Genomic DNA, 12,684 nt, shown 5'->3' on the forward strand with positions numbered 1-12,684 from the left:
TGACGAATGCCCCATTGATAGCGATTTAAGGCTCATCAGACTCTTTGGCAGCAGCAGCCTCTTCATCGATTTCACCCTCATAAAAACGTTCATCGGCATCTCCCACCACATGTTCCATGGTCATCTTGCGCGTGGTACGATAGGTGATGATCGGACCCGATAAGGCATAGCTGGCAAAGCCTGCCAACAGGACCAGTGGAGGGCTTAATGAGACGATGACAAACAGCATAACTACCAATAACACCATCAAAAAAGAGACATGATGCCGCCACTCTAAATCTTTAAAACTGCGGTAGCGAAAATTGGAGACCATGAATAGGCCCAGTAGCACAGTCACCACCGCGGTCAACACTGAGCAGTGTGTCGGATCAATCTGATAATTCTGGCCAGTCCAGATCATCCCAGCCAGGGTGGCAGCCGCTGCAGGACAGCATAACCCTTGAAAATAGCGTTTATCGTCAGCATCAAGTTGTAGATTAAACCGTGCCAGCCGTAACGCTGTCCCGGCAGCATAGATAAAAGCGACTAACCATCCCAGTTTCCCTAAACCAGAGAGCGTCCATTGATAGGCAACCAATGCCGGCGCAATCCCAAAGGAGACCATATCGGATAAGCTATCATACTGTGCGCCAAAGGCACTCTGGGCATTCATTAAACGGGCCACGCGGCCATCTAAACCATCCCAGACCATGGCAACAAAAATAGCCACAGCAGCAGCCTCAAAGTGTTGGTTCATGGCGGCAATCACCGCATAAAAACCAGAGAACAGACTGGCGGTTGTTAATAAATTAGGCAGCAGGTAAATCCCGCGGCTTCTGACTGGTATGAAGGGCTGCATTGATCGGTTCTCTCTACTTTCTCTACTGTAGGGTTGATGGCACTGACAGCGAACAGGATACCCTAAGCTTGGTGGATCTCAAGCTTGCCTGCTACCTGAGTCAGCAAAATCGGTTGGTCCGGGAGTAACTTGCCGGCCAAGATCTGCTGTGCCAAGGGGTTCTCAACACGCTGTTGCAATAAGCGTTTTAGGGGTCGGGCACCGTACCGAGCATCAAATCCTGCTGAGGCTAAATAGCTGATTAAAGCCTCGCTCGCTTCAATTTGATAGCCCTGAGTCGCCAAGCGTTGACAGAGCCGCTGCATCTGTAGCCGGGCAATCTGCTGCAGGTGTTCAGCCGCCAGCGGGTGAAACACCACTAGTTCATCAATCCGATTGATGAATTCGGGACGGAAATGGCTCGCCACCTCCTCTAACACAGCGCTTTTTATGGCCGAGAGCCGGCTCAGTGAGTCGGCGGTGCCGAGCTGTGCTTGGATCATCTCAGCACCTAAGTTAGAGGTCATTACCACCACGGTATTACGAAAATCGACTGTACGACCTTGTCCATCTGTCAAACGACCATCCTCTAAGATCTGCAGCAGAATATTAAAGACATCACTATGCGCCTTTTCCAATTCATCCAATAGAATGACGGCATAGGGGCGACGGCGGACTGCTTCGGTTAAATAGCCGCCCGCTTCATACCCCACATAGCCGGGTGGGGCCCCTATCAAGCGGGAGACCGAATGTTTCTCCATAAATTCTGACATGTCCAAACGCACCATAGCTTCATCACTATCAAATAGAAAATGAGCCAATCCCTTGCACAGCTCGGTTTTGCCTACACCCGTCGGTCCTAAAAATAGAAAAGAGCCAATCGGGCGATTGGGATCGGAGAGTCCAGCACGACTGCGTCGAATGGCATTGGCGACTGCAGTGACTGCCTCAGCTTGACCAATAATGCGCTGATGCAGTACCTCCTCCATCCGTAGTAGTTTAGCCCGTTCCCCCTCCAGCATGCGGGCTACCGGAATGCCGGTCCAACGGGACAAGACTTCAGCAATTTCCTGCTCAGTTACCCGATTCCGCAGCAGCTGCATCGGCGCCCCCTCTTCTTTAGTGGCCTCCACTAAACGTCTCTCGAGTTCGGGGATCCGTCCATAATGCAACTCCGACATCCGTGCTAAATCACCCGCACGCCGGGCCTGCTCTAAAGCGGTACGCGCCTGCTCTAGCTCCGTTTTAATAGTTTGGGCACCTGATAATCGCGCTTTTTCCGCTGTCCAAATCTCCTCTAGCTCAGAAAATTCACGCTCCTTTTGTTGTAGTGACTCATTGAGCTGCTGTAGTCGTTGACGACTGGCTTCATCCGTTTCCTTAGTCAGTGCTTGCTGCTCTAACTTCAGCTGAATAATCCGCCGCTCCAAGCGATCAAGCGCTTCTGGTTTGGAGTCTATCTGCATACGGATACTGGAGGCGGCTTCATCAATTAAATCGATGGCTTTATCAGGCAATTGACGATCGCTGATATAACGCTGGGAGAGTGACGCGGCCGCTACAATCGCCGGATCGGTGATCTGCACATGATGGTGCAGCTCATAGCGCTCCTTTAAACCGCGTAAAATAGCCACGGTATCTTCCACCGACGGTTGAGCAACGTAAACTTTTTGAAAACGGCGCTCCAGCGCTGGATCTTTTTCAATATATTGACGGTACTCCTGTAAAGTTGTTGCACCGACACAATGCAGCTCACCCCGTGCCAGGGCCGGTTTCAACATATTGCCCGCATCCATAGCCCCTTCAGTTTTACCAGCACCCACCACCGTGTGTAACTCATCAATAAACAGGATCACCCGTCCCGCCTCTTTAGAGAGCTCGCTTAACACCGCTTTTAAGCGCTCCTCAAACTCGCCTCGATACTTGGCACCAGCCACTAAGGCTCCCATATCTAGTGCGAGTACCCGTCGTCCTTTCAGCCCTTCAGGCACTTCGCCATTGATAATCCGTTGGGCTAATCCTTCGGCAATCGCGGTTTTACCAACCCCTGGCTCACCAATCAACACTGGATTATTTTTGGTACGGCGCTGCAAGACCTGAATGGTACGGCGGATCTCCTCATCACGCCCAATCACCGGATCGAGTTTGCCCTGCTCTGCCTGCGCAGTTAAGTCGACGGTATATTTTTGTAGTGCTTGTCGTTGCTCCTCGGCATTGGCCGATTGCACAGGAGCACCTCCACGGATCTGCTCAATAGCGGCGGTGATGGCGGCGCTGGTTGCTCCACTCTTTTTCAGGAGATCTTGCAAGATCCCGCGCTCTTCCATAGCCGCCAAGACTAGTAGCTCAGAAGCTATAAATTGATCACCGCGCTGCTGTGCCAACTTATCACAGAGGTTAAGTAGCCGTATCAGTGCTTGTGAGGGTTGTAAATCACCACCAACCCCCTGCACCTGCGGCAGCTGCTTCACTGCTTGTGCAACGGCCTGTTGCAGGGCCGATGCATCGACCCCGGCGGTCAGCAGGAGGGGATAAACGGTGCCCCCAGGTTGCTTGAGTAGGACTGAGAACAGATGTAATGGTTCAATAAACTGCTGTTCATTGCCTAGTGCTAGCGATTGTGCCTCTGCTAGCGCTGACTGAAATGAGGTGGTCAATCGATCAAAACGCATGCGGCCTCCTGAAAAATCTAAGGGGTATAGGAAAGAAGATGAGGGATAGAGGCGGCATTTGCAAGGGATAAAAGCACTACGGAGTCTTGTCCATGATGGCCGAGGGATCGCCGCTGGCCTTAGGAGCCGCATTGCACGAGACGCCTCCTCTGTCGAGCCCCTCACTGATTTTTTATTAAATTTGTTAAAAAATTAATCTTAAAAATTATTTTTTGTTTTTTTTGTTTAAAAACTTGTTATGGTGGCTACCAGAGATAAAGGAGCCGGTGGTGGGCGGTGCTCCTCATGACTGGTAGCGATTCAAGCACGCTTAGAGAGAGTAGCGTGCTCATTAGAGAGTGTTGTACCCAACAGTATAAGGTTTATCACTGATTTAAACAGAAAAGAGAACCCTATTTGGTTAAATTATCTAGGACCTTGTAAAATGAATAATCAGAGGTATCATCTACTACGTTTTTTTACAAAACTTAAGGGTTTTTTAAACTGGTTTACTGACAAGATAGTACCCAAAATAGCTGATAGCGATCTTACTGATGCAGTATTCCAAAAGCAATCTCAGCAGTGGCTAAGCTCTCTAACACTTGAAGAACAAGCAGCAGGACGTCAAATCATTAGGCGTATCGCTAAGGCTATTAAAAGTCATCCAAAACAGATTGATTTATCAAAATTTTCGGTCTCTAAATTTCCTAAAAAACTTATCGTTCAATGGCTACCACATTTACAATCAGCTAATTTCAGTAACCATAAGCTTCAATCGGTTGGTTTTATCAATCAGTTGACCCATTTGCAGTACTTGCAAATGAACAACTGTCAAATAAAAAAAATAAGTTCTATTAACTTAACCTATTTGAAACATTTAGAATTATCAGACAATCAATTAAGTAATTTTAAGAACTGTCATTTTAAAAAAGTGGCTTGTCTTAGGCTTAATAACAATAAAATAAAAAATCTTAAAATATTCAGTGCTCCCTTTCCAAGTTTGATGAAACTAACCTTATCTAATAACCAGATAAAACAGGATATTGGAATAAATTCACTCCTAGCACACGGTATAAAATTTATTGATTTAACCTTTAATCCAATCAATGAAAAAACCAAAAAACGTTTATTAGCTTACAGTCATTTATGTAAAATAAATTTTTCGGAACCCCAATCTTTTGACTCCTATTATCTCTATCATTTAAAAAATATGAGACACGCCAGTTCAGTCTATCACAATATTAATACCACCGTGGGTCATAGCAGAAAACAGAGTACGCCCTGGGCTAGATCAGAACCCTGTCACTATCTGTTTAAACAATAAAGTATAGAGGTTATTATGCATGAACCTCTGCCATTCTTTATACAAAAATTATAAAACTGCTTACTGAGCTAGATGGAAGAGAATCAGCTCTTTGGTTAGATAATCTAGTCATTTTTATAATGAATCATTCAGGGGTTCACATGCTACCTTTTTTTTCAAAAAATAAGTATTTTTTGAATTGGTTTAGAAATCCAAAAATAGCTTCTAGCGATCTGAATGATACCCTATTTCAAAAAGAGGCTCAGCAGTGGCTAAACCGGCTGAAACCTCAAGAAAAAGCATCAGGATATCAAATACTTCAGTCGATCGCTACAGCCATTGGCAGTCATCCAAAACAGATTGATTTATCAAATTTTACAGTCTCTAAGTTTCCTGAAAAACTAATCATTCAATGGCTTTCTGATTTGGAATCAGCTGATTTTAGCAAAAAAAATATTCAATCCATTGCTTTCATTAATAAGCTGAAAAAATTGAAAAGATTAAAACTCAATGATTGTAAAATAAAAAAAATAAATAATATTAACTTGCCCAATTTAGAGCATTTGTCATTATCATGGAACCAACTAAGTGGTTTTAAAAAATGTGACTTAAAAAAGGTTACTGTTCTTAAGATCAATAACAATAAAATAAAAGAACTTAAAAAATTGTTAACCATCTTCCCAAACATTGAGCGTCTATACTTAGCCAATAATGAAATAGACAAAAAAGCTTAGCCGTGATCGAAACATTGGAACCTAAAAATTTAAAATTTATTGATTTATGCTATAATCCAATATGCGTCGAACTAGAAAAAAACCGACCGCTGACTGTCAATAAACCGTATGCGATAAAATTTTTCAATCACAATCACTATAACGCTAGCTTTTTCAAATATTCTGACCGGATGTTACAGTCCATGGCCTCCTATAATCCTACGGGTCATGCCCCCAGCTCTAGAGCAGTTCGATTACTTTTATTACTAGACACGCTTTGTCGCCCAGTGACTCGCTCAAGTCAGGTTTCCTGATAATCGGTAGACGATTTAAAGCTAATCACGCTTGCCATGCGGCCAGTGACACCATCACGACGATAGGAGAAAAAACGCTCACCTTCGTTAAAGGTGCAGCAGTGGCCACCGGTGATCTGCTGAGTAGGGATCCCCGCCGCCTGTAAACGCTGACGCGCCAGTTGATACAGATCAGCCCAATAGCCCGCGGCTTGATCCACAAAAGCCACCGACGCCTCTGGATGATTGGCCAAAAAGGCAGCACGCACCTGCTCATCCACGGCAAAAGCCTGCGGGCCAATCGCGGGACCTAACCATACCAATAACTGAGTGGTAGCACTCTGAAAATGCTCCAACGTCGCTTCAATAATCCCCGCTGCCAATCCTCGCCAACCCGCATGGACTGCAGCCACCTCATCCCCCGCTTTCGAGCACAGCAATAGTGGCAAACAGTCCGCAGTCAACACACTACAGACACAACCGGGGGTTCGGCTATAGGCGCCATCAGCACGACGATCAGTCAGTGGCTGGCCATCCAGCACCACACAGCGGGTGCCATGCACCTGTGCTAATTCAATCCATTCGCCAGGCAGTTCAATGTGTTGCAGGAGCCTTTGGCGATTCTCCCGCACCGCCGGCGGATCATCACCCACCGCGTGCGATAGATTAAAGCTGCTATAAGGCCCCTGACTCACCCCGCCCTGACGAGTGGTGGTATAGGCCACCAGGTTGGCAGTAGCCGGCCAATCAGGTACTATCAATGGAATCACCATCGCTGTAGCGCCTCGAAATTTTGCGTGTCAGTGCGTAAAACCTGCAGTAGCCTCAACATCTCTGCCGGTAGCGGCAGTTGCCACTGTAAGAGGAGGCCAGTGACAGGATGGGTTAACTGCAACCGAGTGGCGTGCAGCGCTTGCCATTTGAAATCCTGTAAAATTTGCCGTAGATCGTCCGAGGCCCCTTTGGGGAGGCGGGCACGCCCTCCATAGAGGGGATCCCCCACGAGGGGATGATTCAGAGAGGCCATATGCACTCGGATCTGGTGGGTCCGCCCGGTCTCTAGCTGTAGCTGTAGATGGGTATGGGCACGAAAACGCTCGAGGATTCGATAGTGGGTAGTGGCTGGTTTCCCCAAAGGGTGAATCGCCATCTGGGTGCGATGCCGGGGGTGCCGTCCTATCGGTTGTGACACACTGCCCCCCCCGATCAGACTTCCTACTACAATCGATTGATACTCACGCGTCACCGTGCGCGCTTGTAACGCGGCGACTAACTGTGTCTGCGCCACCAATGTTTTGGCAACCACCATCAAGCCACTGGTATCACGATCCAACCGATGAACAATACCCGCCCGTGGCACTAAAGCACACTCTGGAAAATGATAGAGCAAGCGATTTAGCAGCGTCCCTGCCGGGTTACCAGCACCGGGGTGGACCACCAGACCACGCGGTTTGTTGAGCACCACGATATGTTCATCTTGGTCAATAATCTCTAGTGGCAACGTTTCCACTTCCCAACGTCTCTCGGGCGCTACCTGTGCCTGTAGCGTGAGCTGTTCACCCCCCCAGAGCCGCGAGCGGGGTCGTTCAACCACCAGGCCATCTACTAAAAGCTGCCCTTGCAGAATCCACTCTTTAAGACGGGAGCGCGAATAATCGGGAAACAGGGTCGCTGCAATCTGATCTAAGCGCTGCCCAGCGAGGGCTATGGGAACCACGGAGGCCCCTTCTATCGACTGGTTCATGAAGCAGTGTCGCTTAACCTTAGCTTTTATCGGGAAGAGTGTTTAGAATACCAGGACCCATTGTTGATGGTAACCCTAATGACGCTATGCACAGACTAAAAAAATTGCTGGCACTCTGCAGCCTGACGCTATTGCTCAGCGGTTGTGCCTCCTCTTCTAAAGAGCTCCCTGATCAGCCTATTGCTGAGCTATACGCCAGCGCCCAGCAAAAATTACAACAACAGGACTTTCGAGGCGCCATCACGCAGCTAGAGGGCTTAGATAATCGCTATCCTTACGGACCCTACGCCCAGCAAGTCCAACTGGACCTACTCTACGCTTACTACCAAGCTAGGGAATGGGCTCTGGCACAAACCATGAGCGAACGCTTTATGCGTTTAAATAGCACCCATCCTCAGATGGATTATGTCCTTTACATGCGCGGCCTGGTAGGCTTAGCGCTAGATGATAACCTACTGCAGCGTTTGTGTCGTATTGATCGCGCGGATCGTGATAATAGCAATACACAGCAAGCGTTCGAGGATTTTAAAACGCTAGTCATCCAATATCCCAGAAGCCCTTATGCCGCCGCCGCCTGGCAGCGTTTAACCGCTTTAAAGCAGACGCTGGCACGTCATGAGTTGGCCGTGGCGACCTATTACCATCAACGAGAGGCCCCAGTGGCAGTCGCTAATCGGGTGGTACAAATGTTACAAGAGTTTCCAGACACCGTCGCTACCCGTCAAGCGCTGCCGCTGTTGCAGCAGGCTTACCAACAACTTCAACGACCGGTGGCAGCCGCTCAGATTGAGCGACTGATTCGAGCTAATGCTGCTTCCAACCAAGCAGTGCGGTGATACTTGAACCACAACGTTATCACTGATGAACCGGTAGCCCTACCAGGAGACACCAGCTCATTAGGGCTACTGCGTCAACAGATCACCACGGTCGATCAACAGCTGTTGATATTACTAGCGGAGCGCCAGCGCCTGGTCCTACAGGTTGGACAGTGCAAGTTGCAACAGCAGCTGCCGTTCTATGATCCCCAAAGAGAGCAACAGCTGCTACAAATTTTGCTGGCCTCCGGGCAGCAGCAACAGCTGGCCACAGAGTATATTACTCAGGTATTCCAAGTTATCTTTCGGCACGCACTCGTGCTGCAACAGCAGTTATCGATTGAGCCCACTCTGGTGGACGACAATCAAGCCACCCGTGGCTTTCATGATCATAACCGGTGCAGCCCCCTGTCTTCGACTAAGCGCCCTGGTTAGGTGGAAAGGCTTAAGCATACCGTTACATTGGGGTTCGCTCGGTGACTCTCCTCGGCATTCTCGCTCGCATCATCTGCCCTTCCTGGTTTATACTAGCGGCAATGGCGTGAGAGACCGGTGGTTGACCGCTGATTAAGCCTGATCGCCTTATCTCACGGAGCAAGACAAACCATAGTTATAAACATAAACGTTCGTCCGATGCGGTGACTTGGTAGGTCCATCCATAGTGTGGCTGTTGCCTAACCTATATCGTGGACAATCGGCTGATCAACAGGCCGTCACAACATGGCTTATCTAACGGACGGACGAGTCTCTCATGATCTGTTGGTTGAGTTCGATTGGAGTTCGCTGTGTCACTTCCGCTTTGGCAACACTGTCTTACCCGACTGCAAGAAGAGCTGCCAACTACTGAATTTAGTATGTGGATCCGGCCCTTACAGGCGGGGCTTCAAGATAATACGTTAGTATTGTATGCGCCCAATCGATTCGTTTTGGATTGGGTTCGAGAAAAATATTTAAATAACATTAACCGTCTCCTCGACGACTTTTGTGGCGACCAAAAGCTTCAATTGCACTTTGCAATCGGACATAACTCACCGCAACCTGCCGCTAAAAGCGTTGCCCATCCAGTGGAGCCCGTGGCCTCCCCGTTACGCAGCGCTAAAACAGTACAACCCGGACAGCTATACCGTTCTAATGTGAATACTAAACACACCTTCGACAATTTTGTTGAAGGAAAATCCAACCAACTAGCACGGGCGGCTGCACGCCAGGTGGCCGATAATCCTGGGGGAGCCTACAATCCGCTGTTTTTGTATGGCGGCACGGGTTTGGGGAAAACGCACCTGCTGCACGCGGTAGCCAACGGTATCAGTTCCCGTAAAATCCAGGCTAAGGTGGTCTATATGCATTCGGAACGCTTTGTCCAAGATATGGTGAAGGCGCTGCAGAATAATGCCATTGAAGAGTTCAAGCGTTATTACCGTAGCGTCGATGCCCTGCTCATTGATGATATTCAATTTTTTGCAAATAAAGAGCGCTCACAAGAGGAGTTTTTTCATACCTTTAATGCGCTATTAGAAGGTAATCAACAGATCATCCTGACCTCTGATCGCTATCCTAAAGAGATTAAAGGAGTAGAAGATCGCTTGAAATCACGCTTTGGCTGGGGCTTAACGGTGGCCATTGAGCCACCAGAGCTGGAAACCCGGGTGGCTATTTTGATGCGTAAAGCGGATGAAAATGGGTTCTACCTCCCCGATGAGGTAGCCTTTTTTATCGCAAAACGACTACGATCTAATGTGCGCGAATTGGAAGGGGCGCTCAATCGCGTGATTGCCAATGCTAACTTCACCGGCCGGCCGATTACTATCGATTTTGTCAGAGAAGCCCTGCGTGATCTCTTAGCACTACAAGATAAACTGGTGACCATCGATAATATTCAAAAAACCGTTGCAGAATACTATAAAGTTAAAATGGCTGATCTGCTCTCTAAGCGTCGTTCCCGCTCGGTGGCACGGCCTCGGCAGATGGCCATGGCACTCGCCAAAGAGCTGACCAACCATAGCCTGCCTGAAATCGGTGATGCCTTCGGTGGGCGTGACCACACTACGGTGCTGCATGCCTGTCGGAAAATTGAGCAGCTGCGTGAAGATACCCATGATATTAAAGAGGATTATTCTAATTTAATCCGCACATTGTCCTCCTAATCACCGGTTCCTGGCGCTCTCTATGAAATTTACTCTGATCCGTGAAACCCTCCTCAAACCACTACAGCAAGTCACCAGTGCCCTCAGTAGCCGACCGCTACAACCGATTTTGCATCACCTATTGCTACAGATCAACGAGGCCGTTTTGTCACTAACCGGCACTGATCTTGAAGTTGAGATGGTCGCCCAACTCCCGCTAACGGGCGACTACCAGAGTGGCAGCATTACCGTCCCAGCCCGTAAATTTTTAGAGATCTGTCGAGGACTACCTGAGGCCGCAAGCTTAACCGTGACCCTGGTTAAAAACCAAGTGATTCTACAATCAGGACGCAGCCGTTTCGTACTCTCTACCCTCCCGGCTGATCACTTTCCTAACCTCGAGAGTTGGCACGGTCAAGTGACCTTCTCACTGCCACAGGCCACCTTAAAACGACTCATCGACCGTACACAATTCTCCATGGCCCATCAAGATGTACGCTATCACTTGAATGGCATGCTGTTTGAGACAGCACCGCAACTGCTACGAACGGTAGCCACTGATGGCCATCGCCTGGCAATCTGTAACCACGTCCTCTCAGAGAGTGTGCCAGTACAAGCGGCTATTGTGCCTCGTAAGGGTGTACTAGAGTTGTCCAGGTTGCTCGATGGTGGCGAGGCCCCTGTACAGCTCCAGTTTGGACGGAATAATCTCCGTGCTACCCTGAATAACACCATTTTTACCGCCAAACTGCTGGATGGCCGCTTCCCGAACTACCGTTTGGTACTGCCTCAACAGGCTGATAAAATCCTCGAGGCCGATGGCCATGAACTGCGTCAAGCTTTAATTCGTGCCGCTATTTTATCGAATGAGAAGGGCCGGGGCGTACGGCTGTTCCTAACTGCAGGAGAGCTTAAGATCACGGCGAATAATCCTGAACAGGAAGAGGCTGAAGAGCTGCTAGCGGTTGATTACCAACAAGCGCCTCTAGAGATTGGGATTAATGTCAGTTACCTATTAGATATCCTTAATGCACTAAAATGCGAGCGGGTACGTTTGTGCTTAACCGATGGGGTCTCTGGCATTGCCATTGAAGATTGCGCCCATCAAGAGGCCTCCTATGTGGTGATGCCACTGCGTCTCTAATGGCTCTGAACCGCTTGCTAATCACGCATTGTCGTAACATTGCTTCGGCTGATTTAAGCTTAAGCCCTCGTTTCAATGGACTATTGGGTGCTAATGGAAGCGGTAAAACCAGCATACTCGAAGCCATTTATATGCTGGGACATGGACGAAGTTTTCGCCAACCATTGGCCGCTCAGGTGATACACTATGGAGAATCCGCTCTAGTCATCCATGGGGCGCTTCAGCAGGCCACCAAGCTTCGACAGATTGGGATCCGGAAAACACGTCAAGGCACTACACAAGTTCGTATTGAGGGAGTTGATGGCCATAAGATCGCTGAACTAGCGCAACTATTGCCAATCCAACTGTTAACGCCAGAGAGTCTCTTACTGCTGAACGGCGCCCCTAAATTCCGCTGTGCTTTTATAGATTGGGGCTGTTTTCATCAGCAACCCGCTTTTTTAACCGTTTGGAATCAGGTACGACGATTATTGCAACAGCGTAATGCCCTACTCAAGGATGCCCGCCATTACTCAGCCCTGCAAGGGTGGGATCAAGCCTTAGTCCCCTTGTCAGAGCAGCTCAGCCACTGGCGTGCCGAGTACTGTGCTGGATTACTCAACCACCTGACGGCAACCTGGACACAATTACTACCTGAGTACCAATTTACCTGCAATTTTCAGCGCGGCTGGGATCCACAGCGGGACTACCAGCCACTATTAGCTCAACAGTTCCCACGGGATCGTGCTGCCACCTACACCCTGCTAGGGCCTCATCGGGCTGATCTCCACATCCGTACCAATGGCCAGCCAGCGGCAACCTGCTTATCCCGTGGAGAGTTAAAGCTGCTGCTCTACGGGCTACGCTTAGCCCAGGGAGCCTTTTTTAACCAACACACCGGCCGTGACTGTACCTACTTATTAGACGATTTTCCCGCCGAATTAGATCATCGTCGACGTCAGTTACTCATTCATTGTCTTAAACAAATCGACTGCCAGCTCTTTGCCAGTGCACTTGATCAGCAACAGATCGCTGATTTAATAGATGAAAAAGGCAAACTGTTCTCGATAGAACATGGCACAATAAACACATCAGACTAGTA

General features: G+C 48.7%; 11 protein-coding genes. 7 read left to right on the plus strand and 4 right to left on the minus strand.

Annotated features, from left to right (window positions below; genetic code table 11):
• Nucleotides 1-25 precede the first annotated feature (25 nt).
• The gene (gene pssA / locus NL324_RS07725) at nucleotides 26-838 is read right to left on the minus strand and encodes a CDP-diacylglycerol--serine O-phosphatidyltransferase (RefSeq protein ID WP_253306987.1); all 813 of its coding nucleotides are present in this window, start codon (nucleotides 836-838) and stop codon (nucleotides 26-28) included.
• Nucleotides 839-900: 62 nt separating this feature from the next.
• On the minus strand, nucleotides 901-3,489 hold the full coding sequence (gene clpB, locus NL324_RS07730) for an ATP-dependent chaperone ClpB (RefSeq protein WP_253306988.1): 2,589 nt from the start codon (nucleotides 3,487-3,489) through the stop codon (nucleotides 901-903).
• Nucleotides 3,490-3,913: 424 nt separating this feature from the next.
• Between clpB and NL324_RS07735 the strand changes: the two genes are divergently transcribed.
• Complete coding sequence (locus tag NL324_RS07735; RefSeq protein WP_253306989.1) at nucleotides 3,914-4,792, plus strand: leucine-rich repeat domain-containing protein; 879 nt, start codon at nucleotides 3,914-3,916, stop codon at nucleotides 4,790-4,792.
• 140 nt (nucleotides 4,793-4,932) lie between these two features.
• Nucleotides 4,933-5,505 carry a hypothetical protein gene (locus tag NL324_RS07740; protein WP_253306990.1) on the plus strand — a complete coding sequence of 191 codons (573 nt, stop codon included), beginning with the start codon at nucleotides 4,933-4,935 and terminating at the stop codon, nucleotides 5,503-5,505.
• 280 nt (nucleotides 5,506-5,785) lie between these two features.
• On the opposite strand, the gene pgeF is transcribed toward NL324_RS07740, so the two are convergent.
• Nucleotides 5,786-6,547 carry a peptidoglycan editing factor PgeF gene (gene pgeF, locus NL324_RS07745; RefSeq protein ID WP_253307169.1) on the minus strand — a complete coding sequence of 254 codons (762 nt, stop codon included), beginning with the start codon at nucleotides 6,545-6,547 and terminating at the stop codon, nucleotides 5,786-5,788.
• A complete protein-coding gene (gene rluD / locus NL324_RS07750; protein ID WP_253306991.1) occupies nucleotides 6,544-7,521 on the minus strand; it encodes a 23S rRNA pseudouridine(1911/1915/1917) synthase RluD in 978 nt (325 codons plus the stop codon). The genes pgeF and rluD overlap by 4 nt, the downstream gene beginning before the upstream one ends.
• 86 nt (nucleotides 7,522-7,607) lie before the next feature.
• Here rluD and bamD point away from each other — a divergent pair, with 86 nt between their 5' ends.
• The 5 genes from bamD (at nucleotide 7,608) to recF (ending at nucleotide 12,682) form a co-directional block, all read left to right on the plus strand.
• On the plus strand, nucleotides 7,608-8,357 hold the full coding sequence (gene bamD, locus NL324_RS07755) for an outer membrane protein assembly factor BamD (protein WP_253306992.1): 750 nt from the start codon (nucleotides 7,608-7,610) through the stop codon (nucleotides 8,355-8,357).
• 3 nt (nucleotides 8,358-8,360) lie between these two features.
• Complete coding sequence (locus NL324_RS07760) at nucleotides 8,361-8,771, plus strand: chorismate mutase (protein WP_253306993.1); 411 nt, start codon at nucleotides 8,361-8,363, stop codon at nucleotides 8,769-8,771.
• A 350-nt stretch (nucleotides 8,772-9,121) separates the two neighbouring features.
• A complete protein-coding gene (dnaA, locus tag NL324_RS07765; protein ID WP_253306994.1) occupies nucleotides 9,122-10,480 on the plus strand; it encodes a chromosomal replication initiator protein DnaA in 1,359 nt (452 codons plus the stop codon).
• A gap of 22 nt (nucleotides 10,481-10,502) precedes the next feature.
• The gene (dnaN, locus tag NL324_RS07770; RefSeq protein WP_253306995.1) at nucleotides 10,503-11,603 is read left to right on the plus strand and encodes a DNA polymerase III subunit beta; all 1,101 of its coding nucleotides are present in this window, start codon (nucleotides 10,503-10,505) and stop codon (nucleotides 11,601-11,603) included.
• The gene (gene recF, locus NL324_RS07775; protein ID WP_253306996.1) at nucleotides 11,603-12,682 is read left to right on the plus strand and encodes a DNA replication/repair protein RecF; all 1,080 of its coding nucleotides are present in this window, start codon (nucleotides 11,603-11,605) and stop codon (nucleotides 12,680-12,682) included. The genes dnaN and recF overlap by 1 nt, the downstream gene beginning before the upstream one ends.
• Nucleotides 12,683-12,684 lie beyond the last annotated feature (2 nt).

Source organism: unidentified bacterial endosymbiont, assembly GCF_918320885.1.
Classification (GTDB): domain Bacteria; phylum Pseudomonadota; class Gammaproteobacteria; order Enterobacterales.